This window comes from Ruegeria sp. YTSC004 (assembly GCF_059609805.1).
The window spans coordinates 83720-105638 of the sequence record NZ_JBXWMJ010000002.1 but is presented as its reverse complement, the minus strand read 5'-3'; the positions used below and the strand labels follow the sequence as shown (position 1 = coordinate 105638).

The following is a 21919-nucleotide window of genomic DNA, read 5'->3' as shown; positions in this document are numbered from 1 at the left end:
GGAAGAAAAAGACAGGACCAAAGCACACATGCCCGAGGTGATTTTTCCCGGACCCGAAGGCCGCCTGGAAGGCCGCTACCACCCGCAAAAGGAAAAAGACGCACCGATTGCCATCGTGCTGCACCCGCATCCACAATTCGGCGGGACCATGAACAACAAGGTGGTCTATAATCTGCACTATGCGTTTTACAACATGGGCTTTACCGTGTTGCGCTTTAACTTCCGCGGCGTGGGCCGCAGCCAAGGCGAATACGATCAGGGCATCGGTGAGCTGAGCGATGCAGCGTCAGCGCTGGACTATCTGCAGTCGATGAACAACAACTCCAAGCACTGCTGGGTTGCCGGTTTCTCGTTTGGTGCCTGGATCGGAATGCAGCTGCTGATGCGCCGCCCCGAAATTACGGGCTTTATCAGCGTGTCGCCCCCAGCCAACATGTATGACTTCTCGTTCCTGGCGCCCTGCCCGTCCTCTGGCCTGATCATCAACGGCTCTTCCGACCGTGTGGCCCCGCCCGCCGACACAACGTCGCTGGTCAACAAGCTGCACGAACAAAAGGGCATCACCATCACCCATAACGAGGTTGAGGGTGCTGATCACTTCTTCCAGGACCGTCACATGGACACGCTGATCACCGATGTCAGTGACTATGTGAAGCGTCGCCTGACCGAGAACACGCGCTAATGTCGAATACCATCACAACACTTGCGGCCAAACTGGCCGAGGACACAATGAAGGTGATGGACGAAACCGGCAATGATCGTTTCTTTGTCGAGGTGGGAGAGCTTTTGGGCGCCTCCTCCCAGACCTTGGAAGAGGCCTTTTTGACCGAAATGCGTGTACGCATTGCTGAACGCAAAGCGCGCAAGTTTGTCATCGACGCACTGACCAAACATCGATCCCAGGTGAAAGCGATTGAAAAGAAATGACTGAAAGACTGTCCGCGCAACTTGAATTCCTGAAACGCGCGGACAGGCTGAAGTCGGTCGATCGCGCCAATGCGCTCCTGGATCGGTCCCGCCCTGAAAACTCTGCAGAACACAGCTGGCACCTGGCCTTATGGGCATTGACGATGGAGCCGCTGGCGGGTGACGACGTTAACATTAACCGCGTCATACGCATGCTGCTGTTGCACGATCTGGTCGAGATCATCGTCGGCGATCACCCCATTCACCTGGAAACCGATTGGAACGCCGTGGAACGCGCCGAGCGCGCGGCGGCGGACGAGTTGTTTAGTCTCTTGCCGGACGATCAGACGTCTGCGTTTCAAGCCCTGTGGGAAGAGTTCGAGGCCGACACGACGCCGGACGCGAAATTCGCCAAGTATCTGGACCGATGCCAACCGCTGTTTCAAGTCTTGTGTTCGCCAACCCCCAACCCGGATCATGTTGAAGTAGCGCGGGAAAACCTCTGCAGTGGTCGCGCCGCGTATTTGGCACTGGAATTCCCCCAAGCACACGCTCTGGCCAGCGCCATGCTGCACGCGCAGTCAACGCCCGAAACTGCGTTTTCTGAACGGCTGGCTTTTCTGATTGAGGCAGACCGCCTGAAGTCCGTTTACCGCGCCTCGCGCCTGTTGTCTGACGATCGGTTTGAGAACTCGGCCGAACATTCCTGGCACATCATGCTGTTTGCTTGGGTTTTGGCGGAATACGCGCAGCCCGGTGTATCGCTGGACCAAGTCCTGAAAATGCTTCTACTGCATGACATCGTCGAAATTGATGCCGGAGATCATCCCATCCACGGACAAGTCGACCACGCCGCACAAGAAGCCGAGGAAAAGGCAGCAGCCGACAGGTTGTTCGGGTTGTTGCCCGAGGCACCGCAACACGCCTTCCGGACGCTATGGGAGGAGTTCGAGGCGGCCGAGACGCCAGACGCGCGATTTGCCAAGGCGATCGATCGGTTTCAAACCCCGATCGGAAACCTTGAAACAGGTGGCGGATCCTGGGTCGATTACAACGTGACCTTTGCCCAGATCGAACGCCGTGTGGGAACGCCGATCAATCGCGGCGCACCAGCGCTTTGGTCATGGTTGCGACCGCAACTGAGCACGTATTTTTCAGAAAACACTGTCGGTTGAGCCAATAGAAAAAGGGGCACAAAGGCCCCTTTTCCAATCGTTCCGGCAGGCACTTAAACCTTAAAACTTTCAAACCGCTCAACACCACTGGCTGCGTTTATGTCGACGGACCCCCCGCCCGCAAGCCACCCAAGCGCCACTATGAATGCCGAAGCAACGATCACGGATATCGCAAATTTCGTCATTGAAAACTCATAAAAGAAAACTAAAAACCACCCATTTCATATCAGAATTTTTCTCTTTGAAATAGTATGGTTATCCTGACCTCTTGGGTGGGCAACGCCGGTGCTTCCGGCACCGAACTTTTCCCGATATCCATTCAAATTCCCCTTGTCGGGAATTGGGAATTTGTGGTCAACCTCCCCAACTGCAACTGAATCGAGACCTGCCGTGCCCAAAGCCTATCTCATCCTATTGCTGGCGGTTTTCGCCGAAACAATTGGCACAACGGCGCTGCAGGCCAGCCAGCAGTTCAGCCGGTTTTGGCCCTCTGTTTTGGTTGTCATGGGTTACGGAGTTGCATTTTACCTGCTGGGCCTCACCCTTAAATTTATGCCGGTCGGCATCGTCTATGCCATTTGGTCAGGCTTGGGGATCGTTCTGATCGCCATCATAGGCTTCATTGTTTTTGGTCAGCGCCTGGACTGGCCTGCGGTGCTCGGTTTGGCGATGATATTGGCCGGAATCCTGATCATTCACTTGTTTTCCAGCACAGCGGGCCACTGACGACCGGTTAGGGCTGGCCTATTCGGTCAATCCGCGTTATGCGCGCGGCAACTTCCCGTTCAAAGGCTGACCTCTCATGGACCTGCGCAATATCGCAATCATCGCTCACGTGGACCACGGTAAAACGACCCTGGTGGATGAGCTGCTCAAACAATCCGGTGCGTTCCGGGAAAACCAGGCGGTGGCCGAACGCGCCATGGATAGCAATGATCTGGAGCGCGAACGCGGCATCACCATCCTTGCCAAAGCGACCTCGGTCGAATGGAAAGGCACCCGGGTCAACATCGTTGACACCCCCGGCCACGCCGATTTCGGTGGCGAGGTTGAGCGGATCCTCAGCATGGTCGACGGTGTTGTCCTGTTGGTGGACGCCGCCGAAGGCCCGATGCCGCAGACCAAATTCGTGACGTCCAAGGCGTTGGCGCTGGGCCTGCGTCCCATCGTAGTGCTGAACAAGGTCGACAAACCCGACGCTGAACCCGACCGTGCACTTGATGAATGCTTTGACTTGTTCGCCAACCTCGGCGCTGACGACGATCAGCTGGATTTTCCTGCCATGTATGCCTCAGGCCGTTCTGGCTGGGCAGATATGGAGCTGGACGGGCCGCGCAAGGACCTGACCGCCTTGTTCGATCTGATCGTCGATCACGTCCCTGCCCCAAAACAGGTCGAAAACAAAGAAGAACCCTTCCGCATGCTGGCCACGACGCTGGGCAGCGATCCGTTCATCGGTCGCATCCTGACCGGTCGTGTGGAAAGCGGCACTTTGAAAGCCGGCGACAACCTCAAGGCGCTGAGCCGCGATGGCACGCTGATCGAAAACTTCCGCGCCTCGAAAATTCTGGCGTTCCGCGGACTGGCCCAACAGCCAATCGATGTCGCCGAAGCCGGTGACATCGTCACCATTGCAGGCATGAGCAAGGCAACCGTGGCCGACTCGTTGGTTTCGCCCCAGGTTGACGAAGCCCTGCCCGCACAGCCCATCGACCCGCCGACCATCACCGTGACCTTCGGCATCAACGACTCGCCGCTCGCCGGTCGGGACGGCAAAAAAGTTCAGTCGCGTGTTATCCGCGACCGCCTAATGAAAGAGGCCGAGTCGAACGTCGCGATCCGCATTTCCGACACACCCGGCGGCGATGCCTTTGAGGTCGCTGGCCGTGGCGAATTGCAGATGGGCGTTCTGATCGAGAACATGCGCCGTGAAGGGTTTGAGCTCAGCATCTCGCGTCCACAGGTTCTGTTCCGCGAAGAAGATGGTCAGCGCATGGAGCCCATCGAAGAAGTCACCATTGACGTCGACGATGAATATTCAGGCTCGGTGATCGAAAAGATCACTGGCGCGCGCAAAGGTGAACTGGCCGAAATGCGCCCGGCCGGCGCGGGCAAGACCCGTATTATCGCGCATGTACCGTCGCGCGGATTGATCGGATATCACGGCGAGTTCCTGACCGACACACGCGGCACCGGTGTTCTGAACCGTGTGTTCCACGGCTGGGCGGCCCACAAAGGCCCGATCCCGGGTCGTCGTGCGGGGGTTCTGATCTCGATGGAAAACGGACAGGCCGTGGCTTATGCGCTGTGGAACCTGGAAGAGCGCGGCCGGATGTTCGTTGCCCCGCAAACCGACGTGTATCAGGGCATGGTCATCGGCGAACACTCACGCGATAACGACCTTGAGGTGAACCCGCTCAAAGGCAAGAAACTGACCAACGTGCGCGCCAGCGGTTCCGATGACGCCGTGCGCCTGACACCTCATATCCAGTATTCTCTGGAAGAGGCGATTGCCTATATCGATGATGACGAACTGGTTGAGGTCACTCCAAACGCCATTCGACTGCGCAAGCGTTATCTTGACCCGCACGAGCGGAAACGGATGGCAAGATCGGCCTGAACCGGTCTGTGACATTGTTTACATAATCTAAACAATGTGCCGTTCGTGGCAGAATTAATTCTAGAATTACCATCTAAATCAAAAGAAAGCCCGTCTTACTGACGGGCTTTTTCTTAAGTTTTTCATACAGTTTCACCAATAGGTTGCAAATCTACTGGGGTTTATCGCTGTTACTCGACCAACAATTGAGGCAAAGTACGGATGTATTTTTGTCCAAACTGTGGCACAATTACTTTGTTAATAGGTGTTGGTAATGAGTTTAAAGGAGTAGCGCTATGCGCGTAAGATCCCGATTATATTCGTTTGTATTTTTATCCGCGACATTCCCACTGATGGCAACAAGCGCGGCTCATGCAGCTGAAGTTTGCAAAGTCAAAACAGCCCGGCAATCTGTATCCACCGAAACGCTTTGTAGTTGCAAAGTCGTCGACAAGCGGATGCTGCGCTACATTCAGCGCCGGGCCGACTTTGAGGATATCTTGGCCCGCACATCGCAAGCCTGTCCTCTGTTCGCAGCGATTTTGACTGATATCCCGACGGCAACCGTTGCAAGGAACCGCACCAGCGACGGCGATGACAGAAGCTCTTCAAGTGGTAACAACGGTTCGTCCGAAAGCAGCGGCGGTGCCGGAGTATCCGGCACAAGTGGTGAATCCGGCGATGGTGGTGATGGCGGCAGCGGCAATGGCGGCGGAAGCAATGGCGGCGGCAACGGTGGTAGCAACGACGGTGGCAACGGTGGCGGTAATTCCGGCAGCGGTGACGGCAACGGCGACAGCAATGGCGGCGAAAACTCCGGCAGCGGTGATGGCAATGGCGGTAGCAACGGCGGCGGTAACTCCGGCAGCGGCGACGGCAACGGCGGCAGTAATGGCGGCGGAAACTCCAGCAGCGGCGATGGTAACGGTGGCAGCAATGGCGGCGGTAACTCCGACAGCGGCAGCGGTAATGGCGGCAGCAATGACGGTGGAAACTCCAATAGCGGCGACGGCAATGGCGGCGGCAATGGCGACGGCAACGATGGCGGTGGCAGCGACGGAAGCGGTGGCGGTGCCGGTGGTGGCGGTGCCGATGGCAGCGGTGGCGGCGACGGCGGCGGTGGCAGCGACGGCAGCGGCGGTGGAGCCGGTGGCGGTGGCAGCGACGGAAGCGGCGGCGGTGCCGGTGGCGGCGGCGCCGATGGCAGCGGCGGCACACTCTGACGCGATCAACCGCAAAGCAGCCTGAAATTTTTGGCGACGCCTTGAAAAACGCCGAAAACGTCTCGACGTTCGGCCTGACAAACAAAGGGGCGACTATCGTGTCGCCCCTTTTGCCATGCATAGCCTGATAGATCAGTCGATATTTTTAACTTCTTCCGTACACACCAACCCAATGGCTGGGTTTCGCCGGATCCTGCATCCGAAGGAACAAATACCGCGTGGCCGACCAGGGTTTGATCCGGTTGGTCAAATTGTCCAGCACCAAATCGCCCTGAGCGGAGCGATAGACAAGAACTGCATGTGCATTTCGGCGCGTATCCAACACTGTCGCAATCAGCAATTTGTTTGGATCAACGCCTGCCCTGATCAGATCTCTTTTCTTCAAAAGAGCAAAATCCTCGCAATCCCCGCCGCGCGTTGTCGGCAAAGCCCACCGCTCGGTGGTGCGGTATTGCGTCTGATCCGTAACCGCGCGCGTCGTTGCGTTGACCTGACGGTTGATCCGCTCAATGATCTGCATTTCCTGTTGGGACGTCATGCGTACTGACGTCTTGCTTGAGCACGCCCAAGCGTACTGTCGGCACAACTGCTGCGCACCGGAAGGCGGAGGGGACGCCGCAAGAGTACGGATGAAGTTGCCCTCGCTCGCATCCGCCTGAGACGCGAAAACCGCGGCCCCGTAAACCAAAGCAGCAATCCCCACTGCCCGACCTGAAAATGTCTTCAACCGCCCGAGAGCGGCCTTGAGTCCGATATCTTCCGATTTCATGCCCGTACCTCGATCCCTGTCTACGCAACGATTGACGACAAGCAGGACCGTATTCGATTAGAAAAACCTAATGGTAAACGGTAGCGCTTGTACAATCTTTGGCGAAAGTGAAGGGGAAAAAAGGCGGAAATTCGTCACTCAATATGACCATTTCGCGCAGGAATTGAGAAAAAAGCGCCACAATCTAGGCGGGAAGATACCTAATAACTCTCATTCCAATAAAATAAGATACTGGAATCACGAAGATTCCGATTGGGTGGAAAACTGCCACAATACGGTTCACTTCACTTGTGAACAGTTCGGCTGAATTTCGCCCATGAATGGATCTGATTGGCAGAAAACCCGCGGATCAGACTTGGCTTATTCTTATTCGGTAATTTCTACAACCACCAGTTCACGCTCACTTGCGCCGCGCGCGTGGTCCAGGGCCTGCTGGTACTCCGGTGAATTATAGCACTCGACCGCGGCCTCGACGGACGGAAACTTGGCGACCACATTGCGCGGACGCTCTTTGCCTTCCAGTTGGACATAACGTGCAGCGCGGGCAATAAACGCCCCGCCGTGCTTGGCAATCGCAGGCCCTGCGAGTTCTGCGTATTTCGCATATGCGTCCGCATCCGTCACGGTGACGTGAGCAATCCAGAGTGCTGCCATCTTATCCTCCCAAAACCTGTTCTGCGGCCTTGATCGCCGCATCTGCGTTCGACGCGTCCTTGCCACCGCCCTGCGCCATGTCGGGGCGTCCACCGCCGCCCTTGCCGCCCAGTTCTGAGACGGCCGCACGAACCAGATCGACTGCCGAAACCTTGTCGGTCAGATCGGCCGTCACACCGGCCGCAACAGCAGCCTTACCGCCCGCATCCGCGATCAGCAGAACGGCGCCGGACCCCAGACGGCTTTTGTGCTCATCAATCAACGCCGGCAAGTCCTTGCCCGATACGCCGTTCAGCGCCTGCGCAAGGAAAGCGACCCCGTTCACCTCACGCGCTTCGCCGCCACTCTGCCCGGCCCCGCCGGCCATGGCCAGATCGCGGCGCAGCTGCGCCACTTCGTTTTGCAGCGATTTGCGTTCGTCCAACAGTGCTTTGACGCGGCCAACAACGTCATCTGGCTGCGCCTTGAGTTCTGATGCGATCTGACCCAGACGCTGATCCTGCTGGGACAGATGCCGCAGCGCCTCGTCACCGGTCAGAGCCTCGATCCGGCGTACGCCCGCGCTGCTGGCGCTGTCGCCCAGAACCACAAAAGTACCGATGTCACCAGTCTGACGTACATGGGTGCCGCCGCACAGTTCAATCGACCAGGTCTCGCCATCCTGACCTTTACCGGTCGGAGCTTTGCCCATGGACACGACACGGACTTCGTCGCCGTATTTCTCGCCAAACAGCGCCTGTGCACCCAGTTCGCGCGCATCATCAGGGGTCATGATCCGCGTTTCGACAGTCGAGTTCTGACGGATGAAGTCATTTACATCGCGTTCGACCTTTTGGATCTCATCCGCACTCAGCGCCTTGGAATGGCTGAAGTCAAACCTCAACCGGTCAGCCGCGTTCAGCGAGCCGCGCTGTGCAACATGATCGCCCAACGTTTCACGCAACGCCTCGTGGAGCAGGTGCGTGGCCGAGTGGTTTGCGCGAATTGCCGTGCGCCGCGCATGGTCGACCTCAAGCTCGACCGCGTCACCTTTGGACAAAGCGCCCTGATCAACGGTCACTTTGTGGGCATAGATTTTGCCATCAGCGAATTTTCTGGTGTCTTCGACCCGCGCCATGTCATCGCGTTCTTCCAAACGCCGGATTTCACCAGTATCACCGATCTGACCGCCAGCTTCGCCATAGAACGGTGTCTGGTTGACAATCACCCAGCCAGATCCGCCTTTTTCAATTGTGTCGACCAACGCACCGTCAACCACCAACGCAGCAACCTGCCCTTCGGCCTTTTCCGTGTCATAGCCCAGAAAATCCGTAGCCCCGGCAGTATCCAGCACATCAAACCACACTGCCTGATCTGCAGCTTCACCCGAACCAGCCCATGCCGCACGGGCCTTGGCTTTTTGTTCGGCCATGGCCGCGTCGAACCCGTCCGTGTCCACGGAACGACCCTTTTCACGCAGGGCGTCCTGCGTCAGGTCCAGCGGAAACCCATACGTGTCGTACAATTTGAATGCCGCATCACCCGGAAGTGCCGCGCCCTCGGGCAAGCCTGCAACTTCATCATCCAGGAGTTTCAGACCACGATCGAGGGTTTGCTTGAACCGCGTTTCCTCCAACAGGAGCGTCTCTTCGATCAATGGCTGCGCCTGTCCCAACTCAGTGTATTGCGCGCCCATCAGCTGCACCAGACTTGGCACCAGCTGATACATAACCGGATCTTTCGCCCCCAGAAGATGCGCATGACGCATTGCGCGACGCATGATCCGGCGCAGCACATAGCCACGCCCGTCATTGGACGGCATCACGCCATCAGCGATCAGGAAGGAAGTCGCGCGCAGGTGGTCCGCAATTACCCGGTGGTGCACATTCTGGTCGCCATAGGGGTCAACCCCGGTGGCATGAGCAGACGCTTCGATCAATGTCTTGAACAGGTCGGTGTCATAGTTGTCATGGCTGCCCTGCAGCAGCGCGCCAATCCGTTCCAGCCCCATGCCGGTGTCGATCGACTGCATGTCGAGTTCGACCATCGAGCCGTCTTCGAACTGCTCGTTCTGCATGAAAACGATGTTCCAGATTTCGATGAACCGATCGCCGTCTTCGTCGGGCGATCCCGGAGGGCCACCCCAGATGTGATCGCCATGGTCGTAGAAAATTTCGGTACAAGGTCCACATGGACCAGTTGGACCCATCTGCCAGAAATTGTCGCTGGTGGCGATGCGGATAATCCGGTCTTCGGGAACGCCGACCTTTTTCCAGATCTCGAACGCCTCGTCATCCGTGTGATACACCGTTGCCAACAAGCGGTTCTTGTCGATGCCGAATTCCTTGGTGATCAACTCCCACGCAAACGGGATCGCCTCGTGTTTGAAGTAATTGCCGAAGGAAAAGTTTCCCAGCATTTCAAAGAATGTGTGGTGCCGCGCGGTATAGCCAACGTTATCGAGGTCATTGTGCTTACCGCCGGCGCGCACGCATTTCTGTGCCGTCGTGGCGCGCTGATAATCACGGGTTTCAACACCGGTGAACAGGTTCTTGAACTGCACCATGCCCGAGTTCACGAACATCAAAGTCGGGTCATTGCGCGGAACCAGCGGGCTGGACGCGACAATTTCATGCCCCTGTTTGGCAAAATAATTCAGAAAGGTTGAGCGGATTTCGTTCAGCGTGGGCATATGGCTCTCTCGGCGCGCAATCTCAGTGTTCTGAAATGGTTTATCCCCGTACCCAAGGATAGTCCACAAAGATAAATCGGCCTTGATTTTGAAGGGCTAGAAAACCCCTCAACAAGATCCGTACACACCAATAATGCAAGATCACCGTTTACAGAACGGGTTAAGGCGGCCACGCGGACCGCCTTGTTTCGAGTATTCTCAATTCATGCAAAACCGGGGGATTTTTGCGGCCCCCAATTGGGCTGTTACGCCTCGAGGATGTCATCTTCCTCGGCAGAACCGGGTGGCATGTCGAACTCCAGGCCGTGCGCGGCCCGAATCTTGTCTTCGATATCCAGCGCAATGCGGCTGTTGTCGCGCAGGTATTGTTTGGCATTCTCACGCCCCTGCCCGATCCGTTCGTCGCCATAGCTGAACCACGAGCCCGATTTCTCGACCACTCCAGCCTTGACGCCGAGATCCAGCAACTCACCCATCTTGCTGATGCCTTCGCCATACATGATGTCGAATTCCACTTGCTTGAAGGGCGGCGCCACCTTGTTCTTGACCACCTTGACGCGCGTCTGGTTGCCGACAACCTCATCACGATCTTTGATCGCGCCAATCCGGCGAATATCCAAACGAACCGAGCTGTAGAATTTCAGCGCGTTACCACCGGTCGTGGTTTCGGGGCTACCGAACATTACGCCGATCTTCATCCGGATTTGGTTGATAAAGATCACCATGCAATTCGAGCGGCTGATCGAGCCCGTCAGTTTACGCATCGCCTGGCTCATCAATCGGGCCTGCACGCCAACGCTGCTGTCGCCCATGTCGCCTTCGAGCTCCGATTTCGGCGTCAAAGCCGCAACTGAGTCGACGACAACCATGTTCACCGCGCCCGAACGAACAAGCGTGTCGGTGATCTCTAGCGCCTGTTCACCTGTGTCAGGCTGCGAGATCAGAAGCTCATCCAGATCAACACCCAGTTTGCGGGCATATTGAGGATCCAACGCGTGTTCGGCATCCACGAATGCGCACACACCACCGCGTTTTTGCTGTTCTGCAATGCAATGCAGCGTCAGCGTGGTCTTACCCGAGCTTTCCGGGCCATAAATCTCAACAATCCGACCCATCGGCAGACCACCAATACCCAGCGCGATATCCAGGCCCAAAGACCCGGTCGAGCTTGCATCAATGTCCTGCTTGGCATCCTCGCCCAGCTTCATGATCGAGCCCTTGCCGAACTGCCGTTCGATTTGCGCCAGCGCGCTATCAAGCGCCTTTTGCTTGTCTGCGTTTTTCTTGTCGCTCATTGTCAGAAGATCCGCCATTGTCCTGTCGCCTTCTCTTTTGTCACACCCATGATCGGGCGGCAATCACTGCTTTGTTCGCCTCTTGTTCCTTATGGGACCAAAAAGAGAACATTTCAACTAAAACTTACAATACTTACTGTTCGGCAATTGTGTTAAAGAGTCGTTTACGCCAATCTGCGACTACAAAATCAAGCTGCGAAGGGCGAATAAATGCTTGTTTTCTATAAAGAACGCCTTGCGTTTCTGGCAGTTCCAAAAACAGGCAGCACGGCCTATCACACCGCCCTAAGTGCGCGGGCCGACTTTGTCGTCACCGGCCCGCCCGAATTGAAACATGCGCCTGTTCGCCGCTATGATAGGTTTTTTCAGAACATTTTTCGCAAAATGTATGACACCGAAATGGAAATCATGGCCGTCGTGCGCGAACCTATCGACTGGCTCGGCAGTTGGTACAAATACCGCAGCCGGGACGACCGCATCGGGCACCCGCATTCAACCCGCGACCTGAGCTTTGATGATTTTGTTCAGGGTTACATGCAAAACCACCGCCCGGAATTTGCAGATGTCGGCAGTCAAAGCCAGTTTTTCCGCACCCGTAACAACGGTTTCGGTGCGATGCATGTTTTTAAATACGAAAATCAAGACAAGATCCTGAACTTTCTGCAGGACCGGTTGAACATGGAAATCACCCTGCAGCGCGAGAATGTCTCACCAAAGCGCGACCTATTCTTGTCGCCGGAAACGGAAAAGAAGTTCCGCAAACACCACGCCGCCGAATTTTCCTGCCACGAAACGGCGCTTTAGTCAGTTTAGTTGGTTAAACACAGCCTGGGTCAACTGCGTCAGAGAGAACGGCTTGGGCAAAAAGGTGGAATTCGCAACCTCGGGGCCTGAATCACCAAAGGCGCCTTCGGTATAGCCAGACATAAAGATCACCCGCACGTTCGGTCGGGTCTCCATCGCTTTGCGCACCCAGGTTGGCCCGTCCATGCCGGGCATGACCACGTCTGTCACGAAAGCATCCACATGCACCGACCCATCCTCCAGCAGGTGCAGCGCCTCTTCGGCGGATCCGGCTTCGAGCACGGTGTAGCCCTTCAATCGCAATGCACGTGTGGCAAAGGCCCGAACCGGGGCCTCATCCTCGACCAGCAGAACTACGCCTTCACCCTGCCGGGACGTTGGGTTTTCCGGAAGGCTGGCGATGTCCTGGTCAATTTTCTGCGGTGCGGTTGAAACCGGCAGATACACGGTAAATTCGGTTCCCTTGCCCTGAATGCTATCGACAAAGATGAACCCTCCGGTCTGCTTGACGATGCCGTAGACCGTCGACAATCCAAGACCGGTCCCCTCACCGGTGCGCTTGGTCGTATAGAATGGCTCAAACACTTTTTGCAGCTTGTCTGCGGGAATGCCTGTGCCGCTGTCGATCACTTTCACGGTGACGTATTCGCCGGGTTGAACCGTTGCACGATCCCGCCGGAACGGTTCAGTCAGAGAAATAACCTCAGTCTCGATGCGCACCTCGCCACCTTCGGGCATCGCGTCCCGTGCGTTCACAACCAGGTTCATAAACACCTGTTCGAGCTGCCTTTTGTCTGCGCGCACAGGCTTCAGCACGGGATCATGGCTTAACGTCAGGCGAACCTTTTCGCCCACCAAGCGGTTCAAAAGATGGATCAGGTCGGAAATTGTGTCGCGCAGGTCCAGAACCTCGGGCTGCAAAGTCTGCTTTCGCGAGAATGCAAGAAGTTGACTGACCAACGCCGCGGCCCGGTTGGCGTTCTGGTTGATCTGAACCAGGTCACCATAGTTCGGATCATTCTGATCATGCCGCAGCAGCAATAGATCGCAATGCCCCGAAATCGCAGTCAGAAGGTTGTTAAAATCATGAGCCACGCCGCCCGCCAATTGCCCGACAGCCTGCATCTTTTGCCCCTGCACGAACTGAGCTTCCAGTGTCTTCAACTCGGTCGCATCATTCAGGACGGCGATCAGACAAGTCTGTCCCTTGCACGTCACTCCGTTCAGTGTGACCTGCACGAAAACTTCTTTGTCCTGACGTGACAGGCGAAGAAATTCCGACCGGGGAACGGCATTCTCTTCGGTCGCGGTGCGGGTCAACCAATCCAGGATGGGATAGCCGAGCCCGTGCATGATTTCGGCCACATTCGACTTGCCCGGCTGGATCTCTCCGATCAGCTTGATCGCCATCCGGTTCGCATCCAGAATTTCGCCTTCGGGTGACAGACACATCACCGGCACTGGCAACTCAGCGAACGGGGCATCGCCCCCGGATGGACCCGCAGATTTCATCGGCAACAAAAGCAGATCGCGCACAGTGCCCGAGCGGGACAGCTCAGACACGGTCACAGGCACCCGCCCGTCCGAAGTTTCAGCCAGCGAGATTTCACCCGGTTGCGGGATGTCATTGGGAAATATCTTACCCATAACGTCGGGCCTGTGACCGATCATGGCCTCTGCCATTCCATTCACGCGCAGAATTGCCCCATTGCGACCCTCTGTCAGCACTGGAACAGGGGCGTCATCCCATTGCCCGCCTTCAATTAGATGAAACCGCCAGCAGAACACATCCTGCCCCACGCTGAAAACCGAGATCGGGATTGTCGAGCCAACGGTCACGATATCTTCGCGGGCGCGTTCGTGGATTTCTGCGATGGATTGCAGGCGCAGCAGGATCGCTGCGGGGTTAGCGAATTTGGATTTCAGGCAATGCTGCAATCGCGCACCCGGAAAAGCATTTATCTGCGCCCTTGCCCGCGTGTTCGCGCTCAGAATATCGCCATTTGCGTTGGCGATCACCGTCGGACACAAGTCCTGTTCGGTGAAGACGGCCATCACTTCTGCCGAATTGCGTGCCGTCCGTTCGGCCGTGAACCCCCGAAAAACAACAAGAAGACCGGCGGATAACAGCGAGACGCCAGCAACAACAAGCCCCGTATTCCAGGCGGTCGGTAACACGTCTGTCAACGGTGTTACGCTCAGCAATGTGCCCAGAACAACGAGCGGTACAAGGCGCGAGAAGGCCGGCGTTTTTCGCGAGGTCGGTTCAGAAAAGATCTCTGCAGTGTCGGACATTAACAACTCAGGTCAAAAGGCTTTGTCACACTCAGCCCGAATTTGGTTAACGCCTCCTTAAGGACAGCGGAAACTTCTACCCAAGGTTGTTATTCAATGACGTGATATCGCGTCAAGTGCGACGTAAAGAACCCGTCTACACCGTGTGTCACAAGCCACGACTTTCGCAGCGTTTCGGTCCAGTCGGGATTCAGTTTCAGAAATCCGTCGACAATATCGCCGTTTTCGTCATCCAACATGGAACAGGTTGCATAGGTCAAAATTCCACCCGGTCCAACCAGTTGAGCGGCGGAATTCAGGATGTCGGACTGAAGTACATTTAGCGCGTGCAACCCCTTTTCCGACAGTGACCATTTACCTGCCGGGGCACGCCGCCACGAGCCGCTGCCCGAGCATGGCGCATCCGTCAGGACAATATCGAACGGCGCCTGACGGGCCACATCTTCCGGCTGCAGGCAGGTAACACGCACACCGGCCCGTTTCGTCCGCGTCGGCAGATCGCGCATGCGCCCTACGTTCACATCATGCGCAAAGACCTCGACACCCGAATGGGCCGCCAGAGCCAAGGACTTGCCGCCACCGCCTGCGCAATAATCCAGAACACGCAGACCTGGCTGGAGATCGAGCGCTGCGACCACGGCTTGGCTGGCTGCGTCCTGCAATTCAACCAGACCTTCGGAATAAGCGCGGCTTTGGGCAATTTTCCGGGCCCCTTCAGTGACCTCTAGGGCGGTTTCACACGCCGGATGGTCCTGCGCGCTGATCCCATCAACGGTCAAAGCAGCAATCGCACCAGCACGATCGGTTTTGGCAAGATTAGCACGCAAATGAACAGGTGCACGGGTTTGCAATACCTGTGCCGCCGCCTCTGCCTGATCCCCGAGCGACGTTTGAAAGCGCGGCCAGAGCCATTCGGGGATGTCGCACCGCTCGGCATCCGAGCTGAACGCGCGCGGTGCATCGGCGGCGGTTAACGGCTCTGGCGTATATCGTTCGCCTGTAAACAGCGCCTCTGGATCACCGCCGGTTGACCGGATCGAACCGATCATCAACCCGCGCCCGGTTTCTGCCCCGCCCAAGGCCGAGAAGGACCGTTTGCAACGCAGCGCTTCGAAAACGTGATCGCGCACGGCGGCCCGGTCTTTCGAGCCCGCAAACCGGCTGCGGCGCGCCCATCCTGTCAAAGCCTTTTCAACCGGTGCCCCTGCGAGGATATCATCAAGGATTTCAATCGAAGCCTGAACACGCGCTGCTGGGGTCATAAGATATTTCCGATTTCTCTGCCAAACCCAAAAAACGCAAAACGGCGCCCGCGTTGGAGCGCCGTGCTGCAAACTCTGTTGCGTCACATTACCCGGTAGTTCGGGCTTTCACGCGTGATCTGAACGTCATGCACATGGCTTTCTTTCAGGCCAGCGCCGGTGATTTTGACGAAGTTACAGTTCTTGCGCATTTCTTCGACCGTTGCACAGCCGGTATAACCCATCGCCGCGCGCAGGCCGCCGACCAGCTGGTGAACTACTGCACTGGCCGATCCCTTGTAGGGCACCTGCCCTTCGATCCCTTCGGGAACCAGCTTGTCGCTGGCCGCGTCTTTCTGGAAATAGCGATCCGCCGACCCGCGTGCCATGGCGCCAAGGCTGCCCATACCACGATAGGATTTGAACGAACGGCCCTGGTACAGGATCACCTCACCCGGGCTTTCATCCGTTCCCGCGATCATCGAGCCAACCATTGCACAGGACGCGCCTGCGGCAATGGCCTTGGCGAAATCGCCTGAGAATTTGATGCCACCATCGGCGATGACCGGAACATCTCCGGCAGCCGTCGCGCAGTCCATGATCGCTGTCAATTGGGGTACGCCGACGCCTGCAACCATCCGGGTTGTGCAGATGGAGCCCGGCCCTATGCCAACCTTGATTGCATCCGCACCGGCATCGATAAGCGCCTTGGTGGCCTCGCTCGTCGCTACATTGCCCGCAATGATCTGGACCTCGTTTGAGAGTGTCTTGACCCGCCGCACCGCGTCCAGAACGCCCTGCGAATGCCCATGAGCAGTGTCGACCACGATGATATCAACGCCCGAATCCACCAACTGTTCGGACCGTTCGAAACCAGAATCACCAACAGAAGTCGCCGCAGCGACCCGCAGGCGTCCCAGCCGGTCCTTACAGGCGGTCGGGTTCAGCACGGCTTGCTCGGTATCTTTCAGGGTCAGCAGGCCTGTAAGCTTGCCCTCACCATCGACCACCAGCAGTTTTTCGATCCGGCGGGCTTTCATAAGGCTCTTGGCCTCTTCCAGATCTGCAGGTTCCTGCAGCATCGCCAAATTGTCCGATGTCATCATCACGTGAACCGGCGTCTCGTCCGAGGTCGCAAAGCGCATGTCGCGATTGGTCAGGATACCCACGACGCGCCCGCTTTCATCGACGACCGGGAAGCCGGTAAAGTTATAGCGCTGCACCAGCGCCTTCGCGTCCGCCAGCGTTTGGTTCACGCTCAGCGTGACCGGGTTGTACACGATGCCCGACTCAAATCGCTTCACGCGACGAATCTCTCGGGCTTGCTCTTCGACCGTTAGGTTCTTGTGAACAACGCCGATACCGCCTGCCTGCGCCATTGCGATGGCCATGCGCGCCTCGGTCACCGTGTCCATGGCCGAGCTGAGCAGCGGGATGTTCATCGTGATTTCACGCGTCACACGCGTGGTCGTATCCGCCGTCGCCGGCAGCACCGACGAGGACGCCGGAACCAAAAGAACATCGTCAAAGGTAAGTGCCTCACGAATCTGCATCTGTTAACCCCATGCAAAAGCCCGTTTGGCGGTGACCCTATTACATGGATTTAACCTAAGGAAAAGCCCCTGACCTAAACTAGTTTGTCGTTGCGGGCAGATGCCGCAGCAAAAAACGACGCTAGACGTACAAAACGTGCCGCTGATTGGCCTTTCACTTTGCGCACAAACCCATATCTTGCGCGACATACGCGCGAATACAAAAGGCAGGCCAAACATGACCACCGACCCCCTTGTCGTCTTTACCCCGTCGGGCAAACGCGGGCATTTCCCCGTGGGTACTCCGGTTCTGACCGCTGCACGGCAGTTGGGTGTTGATCTGGATTCGGTCTGTGGCGGTCGCGGGATTTGCTCGAAGTGTCAAATCACGCCCAGCTATGGCGAGTTTCCCAAGCACGGCGTGTCCGTCTCCGAAGGCGCATTGAGTGAATGGAACGCGGTCGAACAGCGCTATGACGACAAGCGCGGTCTGAAGCCGGGTCGTCGCCTGGGATGTCAGGCGACAGTCCAAGGCGACGTTGTGATCGACGTCCCACCCGAAAGCCAGGTCCACCGTCAGGTTGTCCGCAAAGCCGCCGCGGCGCGTGCCATCACAATGGATCCGGCGACACGGCTGTATTTCGTTGTGGTAGAAGAGCCGGACATGCATTCGCCCACTGGTGATCTGGAACGGCTTGAACGCGCCCTGCGCGAGCAGTGGAACATTGAGGCCGTCACCGCTGACCTGTCCCTGATGTCCAAACTGCAACCCGTTCTGCGCAAAGGCAAATGGGAAGTCACGGTCGCCGTTCACAAAGGCCACAAGGACGAGGTCGCCCGCGTGGTCGAAATCTGGCCCGGTCTGCACGAACATGGGCTGTACGGACTGGCCATCGACCTCGGCTCAACCACAATCGCGGCCCACCTTACCGATCTGGAAACAGGTGAGGTCAAGGCGTCTTCCGGCCTGATGAACCCGCAGATCCGCTTTGGCGAAGACCTTATGAGCCGAGTTTCCTATTCGATGATGAACCCCGGCGGTGATAAGGAGATGACCAAAGCCGTGCGTGAGGCGATCAACGATTTGACCACCTCAATTTCTAAGGAAGCCGGGATTAGTTCCGAACTGATCGTGGAAACGGTGTTCGTCTGCAACCCGGTGATGCACCACCTGCTGCTGGGACTGGACCCGGTTGAGTTGGGTCAGGCCCCCTTTGCGCTGGCGACATCGGAAAGCATGTCCCTGCCCGCGCGGGAGATGGACCTCACAAATATGAACCCGCGCGCTCAGGTTTATATCCTGCCCTGCATTGCGGGCCATGTCGGCGCCGACTGCGCCGCGGTGGCACTGTCAGAAGAACCGGGAAAGTCCGAAGACCTTGTGCTGATCGTGGACGTGGGCACAAACGCAGAAATCTTGCTCGGCAACACCAGCCGCGTTCTGGCCTGCTCTTCGCCCACAGGTCCGGCGTTCGAAGGCGCCCAGATCAGCTCCGGCCAACGCGCAGCACCCGGCGCCATTGAGCGTATCGAAATTGATCCGGTCACCAAAGAACCCCGTTTCCGCGTGATCGGGTCCGAGAAATGGTCCGATGAAGAAGGCTTTGATCAAGAGATTGCCACAAGCGGCATCACAGGCATCTGTGGCTCGGGCATCATCGAAGCGGTCGCCGAGATGCGTATTGCCGGGCTATTGGACGAAAGCGGGCTGATCGGGTCTGCAGAACAGACCGGCACCACCCGTTGCGTCCCCGAAGGCCGCACCCACGCCTATCTGATCCACGACGCCAGCGCCAAGGGCGGTCCGCGCATCACGGTCACGCAGGGCGATATCCGCGCCATCCAACTGGCCAAATCCGCGCTCTATGCCGGTGCACGCCTGTTGATGGATGAAATGAACGTCGACACGGTGGACCGCGTTGTGCTGGCCGGGGCGTTCGGCGCACATATTTCGACCAAGCACGCGATGGTTCTGGGTATGATCCCCGATGCGCCCTTGAACAAAGTCTCAAGTGCAGGCAACGCGGCTGGCACCGGCGCGCGGATTGCCTTGTGCAACATTGGTGCCCGGTCCGAGATTGAGCGTGTCGTGCGTGAGATCACCAAGGTCGAAACGGCCATTGAGCCGAAATTTCAGGACCATTTCGTTGCCGCCAATGCCATCCCGCACAAGACGGATCCGTTCCCGGAATTGTCGCAAGTGGTCACTCTGCCCTCGCCCTCCTTCAATGCCGGTGGTGGAGAAGAAGGCTCTGGTCGCAGACGCCGCAGACGGTCATAGTCACTCCTGACAAAGGGGGCGGCATGCAAATCGCAAACGAGGAACAGGCTGAATATTGGGGGAAATCCCCGTCCGGAGCCAAATGGCTGACCTATGAGGACCAGCTGGATCAACTGATGGCCCCGGTCCTTGATCTGGTGCTAGAACGTGCCGGATTAAAACCCGGCATGCGTGTTCTGGATATCGGCTGCGGTACGGGCGCAAGCGCGATCGCCGCCGCACATGCCGTGGGGCCAGATGGCCATGTTCTGGCTGCCGATGTCTCGCAGCCATTTCTGAACCGCACATCGGCACGGGCATCCGATGCCGGATCGCAAAACATCACGTTCCAGTTCGCCGACGCCCAGACCTACGCCTTTGAAGCAGCAGACCGAGACGCCATGATCTCGCGATTTGGGGTCATGTTTTTTGAGGATACGGTTGCCGCCTTTACCAACATTACCCGCGCGCTTAAACCCGGCGGCACGATGACCTTTGCCGCCTGGGGGCCATTGCCCGAAAACCCATGGTTCAGAATGCCCCATATCGCGGCCACGGAACGGCTGGGCACGCCGCCCAAGGTCGACCGGAATGCACCGGGCCCCTTGGCGTTTCATGATCGTGAGCGTGTTACCGGGTTGCTGGAAAAGGCAGGTCTAAGCAATATTCGCGCCGATTCTGTTAACCTGATGTTGGACTTTCAAGGCTCTTTGCTGGATTGCGCCGCCCTATGCACCCGCGTTGGCCCCGCCGCCCGTGTTATTACCCATTTCGACGGTAACCCCGACGACGTGACTGCGATCCAACACGCCGTCGCCGAAGCGTTTCACCCCTTTGCCAAAAATGGTGCGGTGCACATCCCGGCTGATATCAACCTATTTCAGGCGCGTCGCCCGGAGTAAATGACCACAGACACAACCACACCCAAAGCGCTGATTTCTAAGCTTTTCCGATGACAAATTGAGTTCTGGAGCGGGTAGCGGGAATCGAACCCGCGCGTTCAGCTTGGGAAGCTGACAGGCTACCATTACATCATACCCGCCGCGTTTTTCACCGATATCACCAGAGGCTTATCGACTTCAAGAACCCATCATCGGAAAAGCGGCACCGCCTTGTTCCGTCCTGACACACCCCATCCTTCGAACAGGACATCGCACCTGGTTCCGTGAAATAGAAATATCTTCTGCCTCAACGCCAGTTGCGCTTGCAGATCGACCAGCTCCACGAAGTATTCTTTTTTTCCAAACGCTTGCTTAAGTCAGAGTCTGCCTGTGTTGGGCGACGATGTTGGCTCATCTTCGTACGTGACGGGTATCGCGATATCGCCACTAATCTAGCGATCTTGTCAGGTTCCGGCGGCGATCAGCACCAATACGAAAAAAGGCCGGACACATGGTCCGGCCTTTGTTCACTGGAACAAGTGATTGGATCAGGCGCGACGACGACGCCCGCCACCACGACGGCCACCTACAGCGCCCGCTGCGCCGGCCTCTTCCGGGGATTTGTTGAACCGAATCCACTCGCCACCATGCGGGTCATTATTGGTCAGCAGGTTGGCGGCACGGATGGCTTCCATTTCCTTACCGGCGCGCGGTTTGGTCGAACCCAGACCGAACAGCTGACAGAAGGTTTCGTCATCCATGTCCGCAGGCAGAATGATCCCCTTGGCTTCGACCTCGGCCTTTTTCTCGGCCAGCTTTTTGGGACCCACAGGCAGCGCCACCGGGTTCATGATTGCCGACGTCATGCCTGCGCCCATTGCCATCGGCAGGAACGCATTGTTGATGCCGTGGCGGTTTGGCAGACCAAAGGACACGTTCGAAGCACCACAAGTGGTGTTAACGCCCAGTTCTTCGCGCAGGCGACGGACTAGCGCAAAGACCTGCTGACCAGCGGTTGCCATCGCGCCGATGGGCATCACCAGCGGGTCAACTACGATGTCATGCGCCGGGATGCCGAAATCGGCGGCCCGCTCAACAATCTTCTTGGCCACTTCGAAGCGCACATCGGGATCTTCGGAAATACCGGTGTCATCGTTCGAGATCGCAACAACCGGCACGTTGTATTTTTTGACCAGCGGCAGAACCAGTTCCAGACGATCTTCTTCGCCGGTGACCGAGTTCAGCAACGGGCGGCCCTCGGCAGCTTCAAGACCAGCTTCCAGTGCGCCGGGAACGGACGAGTCGACACATAGCGGAACGTCAACCAGACCCTGCACCAGCTCGACGATCTTACGCATCAGTGGCGGTTCGGTCTCGTTCGGGTTGGGGTTCGAGTTGTAGACAACGCCCGCATTGATATCCAGAACGGTCGCACCGGCCGCAACCTGCGCAATGGCGTCCTTTTCAACGGTTGAGAAATCGCCGGCTTCCAGCTCGGCCGCCAGTTTCTTACGGCCCGTCGGATTGATCCGCTCACCGATCACGCAGAACGGTTCGTCAAAGCCCAGAACGGCAGTTTTTGTTTTTGATTCTACGACTGTACGCGTCATGTCC

The 21919-nt window shown here is 57.3% G+C and carries 17 protein-coding genes and 1 tRNA gene; 9 read left to right on the top strand and 9 right to left on the bottom strand.

Going from position 1 to position 21919, the window contains the following annotated elements; genetic code table 11:
* The first annotated feature begins 28 nt into the window (after positions 1 to 28).
* The 6 genes from AC2FFP_RS04180 (at position 29) to AC2FFP_RS04155 (ending at position 5903) form a co-directional block, all read left to right on the top strand.
* Positions 29 to 682 (top strand): alpha/beta hydrolase, encoded by a 654-nt coding sequence (locus AC2FFP_RS04180; RefSeq protein ID WP_058271679.1) that lies wholly within the window; start codon positions 29 to 31, stop codon positions 680 to 682.
* Complete coding sequence (locus tag AC2FFP_RS04175) at positions 682 to 927, top strand: hypothetical protein (RefSeq protein WP_058271680.1); 246 nt, start codon at positions 682 to 684, stop codon at positions 925 to 927. The genes AC2FFP_RS04180 and AC2FFP_RS04175 overlap by 1 nt, the downstream gene beginning before the upstream one ends.
* A complete protein-coding gene (locus tag AC2FFP_RS04170; RefSeq protein ID WP_496880754.1) occupies positions 924 to 2081 on the top strand; it encodes an HD domain-containing protein in 1158 nt (385 codons plus the stop codon). Before AC2FFP_RS04175 ends, AC2FFP_RS04170 begins: the two co-directional genes overlap by 4 nt.
* A 390-nt stretch (positions 2082 to 2471) precedes the next feature.
* Positions 2472 to 2807 (top strand): DMT family transporter, encoded by a 336-nt coding sequence (locus tag AC2FFP_RS04165; RefSeq protein ID WP_496880753.1) that lies wholly within the window; start codon positions 2472 to 2474, stop codon positions 2805 to 2807.
* Between the two features lie 76 nt (positions 2808 to 2883).
* The gene (gene typA, locus AC2FFP_RS04160; protein WP_282168284.1) at positions 2884 to 4701 is read left to right on the top strand and encodes a translational GTPase TypA; all 1818 of its coding nucleotides are present in this window, start codon (positions 2884 to 2886) and stop codon (positions 4699 to 4701) included.
* 437 nt (positions 4702 to 5138) lie between these two features.
* Positions 5139 to 5903: a hypothetical protein gene (locus AC2FFP_RS04155; RefSeq protein ID WP_496880752.1), complete on the top strand. Its 765-nt coding sequence runs from the start codon at positions 5139 to 5141 to the stop codon at positions 5901 to 5903.
* 145 nt (positions 5904 to 6048) lie between these two features.
* On the opposite strand, the gene AC2FFP_RS04150 is transcribed toward AC2FFP_RS04155, so the two are convergent.
* From AC2FFP_RS04150 to recA, 4 genes are all read right to left on the bottom strand, one after another.
* Complete coding sequence (locus AC2FFP_RS04150; protein WP_496727097.1) at positions 6049 to 6672, bottom strand: transglutaminase-like cysteine peptidase; 624 nt, start codon at positions 6670 to 6672, stop codon at positions 6049 to 6051.
* A gap of 366 nt (positions 6673 to 7038) precedes the next feature.
* Positions 7039 to 7326 (bottom strand): DUF1330 domain-containing protein, encoded by a 288-nt coding sequence (locus tag AC2FFP_RS04145; protein ID WP_472723800.1) that lies wholly within the window; start codon positions 7324 to 7326, stop codon positions 7039 to 7041.
* A 1-nt stretch (position 7327) separates the two neighbouring features.
* Positions 7328 to 9997 (bottom strand): alanine--tRNA ligase, encoded by a 2670-nt coding sequence (alaS, locus tag AC2FFP_RS04140; RefSeq protein WP_496880751.1) that lies wholly within the window; start codon positions 9995 to 9997, stop codon positions 7328 to 7330.
* 245 nt (positions 9998 to 10242) lie between these two features.
* On the bottom strand, positions 10243 to 11310 hold the full coding sequence (gene recA / locus AC2FFP_RS04135) for a recombinase RecA (protein ID WP_108858591.1): 1068 nt from the start codon (positions 11308 to 11310) through the stop codon (positions 10243 to 10245).
* Positions 11311 to 11502: 192 nt separating this feature from the next.
* Between recA and AC2FFP_RS04130 the strand changes: the two genes are divergently transcribed.
* The gene (locus tag AC2FFP_RS04130; RefSeq protein WP_496880750.1) at positions 11503 to 12096 is read left to right on the top strand and encodes a sulfotransferase family 2 domain-containing protein; all 594 of its coding nucleotides are present in this window, start codon (positions 11503 to 11505) and stop codon (positions 12094 to 12096) included.
* On the opposite strand, the gene AC2FFP_RS04125 is transcribed toward AC2FFP_RS04130, so the two are convergent.
* The 3 genes from AC2FFP_RS04125 to guaB all read right to left on the bottom strand — a co-directional run bounded on the left by AC2FFP_RS04125 (position 12097) and on the right by guaB (position 17185).
* Entirely contained in the window at positions 12097 to 14391 is a 2295-nt protein-coding gene (locus tag AC2FFP_RS04125) for an ATP-binding protein (RefSeq protein ID WP_496880749.1), read from the bottom strand.
* Positions 14392 to 14480: 89 nt separating this feature from the next.
* Positions 14481 to 15653 carry an RsmB/NOP family class I SAM-dependent RNA methyltransferase gene (locus AC2FFP_RS04120; RefSeq protein ID WP_496843802.1) on the bottom strand — a complete coding sequence of 391 codons (1173 nt, stop codon included), beginning with the start codon at positions 15651 to 15653 and terminating at the stop codon, positions 14481 to 14483.
* An 83-nt stretch (positions 15654 to 15736) separates the two neighbouring features.
* Positions 15737 to 17185 carry an IMP dehydrogenase gene (guaB, locus tag AC2FFP_RS04115; protein ID WP_496764808.1) on the bottom strand — a complete coding sequence of 483 codons (1449 nt, stop codon included), beginning with the start codon at positions 17183 to 17185 and terminating at the stop codon, positions 15737 to 15739.
* Between the two features lie 217 nt (positions 17186 to 17402).
* Here guaB and AC2FFP_RS04110 point away from each other — a divergent pair, with 217 nt between their 5' ends.
* Positions 17403 to 19445: an ASKHA domain-containing protein gene (locus AC2FFP_RS04110; RefSeq protein ID WP_496843801.1), complete on the top strand. Its 2043-nt coding sequence runs from the start codon at positions 17403 to 17405 to the stop codon at positions 19443 to 19445.
* A 23-nt stretch (positions 19446 to 19468) separates the two neighbouring features.
* Positions 19469 to 20326, top strand: coding sequence for a class I SAM-dependent methyltransferase (locus AC2FFP_RS04105; RefSeq protein ID WP_496880748.1), 858 nt, complete (start codon positions 19469 to 19471; stop codon positions 20324 to 20326).
* Positions 20327 to 20392: 66 nt separating this feature from the next.
* Here AC2FFP_RS04105 and AC2FFP_RS04100 read toward each other — a convergent pair.
* A tRNA-Gly gene (locus tag AC2FFP_RS04100) sits at positions 20393 to 20466 on the bottom strand.
* Positions 20467 to 20853: 387 nt separating this feature from the next.
* Positions 20854 to 21915, bottom strand: a complete 1062-nt coding sequence (locus AC2FFP_RS04095) for a methyltetrahydrofolate cobalamin methyltransferase (protein ID WP_058271694.1) — start codon at positions 21913 to 21915, stop codon at positions 20854 to 20856.
* Between the last annotated feature and the right edge of the window lie 4 nt (positions 21916 to 21919).

Coding starts and splice junctions, on each gene's coding strand:
- AC2FFP_RS04175 (WP_058271680.1), top strand. CDS start 682: ATGTCGAATACCATCACAACACTTGCGGCCAAACTGGCCGAGGACACA.
- AC2FFP_RS04120 (WP_496843802.1), bottom strand. CDS start 15,653: ATGACCCCAGCAGCGCGTGTTCAGGCTTCGATTGAAATCCTTGATGAT.
- AC2FFP_RS04150 (WP_496727097.1), bottom strand. CDS start 6,672: ATGAAATCGGAAGATATCGGACTCAAGGCCGCTCTCGGGCGGTTGAAG.
- AC2FFP_RS04145 (WP_472723800.1), bottom strand. CDS start 7,326: ATGGCAGCACTCTGGATTGCTCACGTCACCGTGACGGATGCGGACGCA.
- AC2FFP_RS04130 (WP_496880750.1), top strand. CDS start 11,503: ATGCTTGTTTTCTATAAAGAACGCCTTGCGTTTCTGGCAGTTCCAAAA.
- AC2FFP_RS04155 (WP_496880752.1), top strand. CDS start 5,139: ATGCTGCGCTACATTCAGCGCCGGGCCGACTTTGAGGATATCTTGGCC.
- AC2FFP_RS04110 (WP_496843801.1), top strand. CDS start 17,403: ATGACCACCGACCCCCTTGTCGTCTTTACCCCGTCGGGCAAACGCGGG.
- AC2FFP_RS04095 (WP_058271694.1), bottom strand. CDS start 21,915: ATGACGCGTACAGTCGTAGAATCAAAAACAAAAACTGCCGTTCTGGGC.
- alaS (WP_496880751.1), bottom strand. CDS start 9,997: ATGCCCACGCTGAACGAAATCCGCTCAACCTTTCTGAATTATTTTGCC.
- AC2FFP_RS04125 (WP_496880749.1), bottom strand. CDS start 14,391: ATGTCCGACACTGCAGAGATCTTTTCTGAACCGACCTCGCGAAAAACG.
- recA (WP_108858591.1), bottom strand. CDS start 11,310: ATGGCGGATCTTCTGACAATGAGCGACAAGAAAAACGCAGACAAGCAA.
- AC2FFP_RS04180 (WP_058271679.1), top strand. CDS start 29: ATGCCCGAGGTGATTTTTCCCGGACCCGAAGGCCGCCTGGAAGGCCGC.
- AC2FFP_RS04105 (WP_496880748.1), top strand. CDS start 19,469: ATGCAAATCGCAAACGAGGAACAGGCTGAATATTGGGGGAAATCCCCG.
- typA (WP_282168284.1), top strand. CDS start 2,884: ATGGACCTGCGCAATATCGCAATCATCGCTCACGTGGACCACGGTAAA.
- AC2FFP_RS04170 (WP_496880754.1), top strand. CDS start 924: ATGACTGAAAGACTGTCCGCGCAACTTGAATTCCTGAAACGCGCGGAC.
- guaB (WP_496764808.1), bottom strand. CDS start 17,185: ATGCAGATTCGTGAGGCACTTACCTTTGACGATGTTCTTTTGGTTCCG.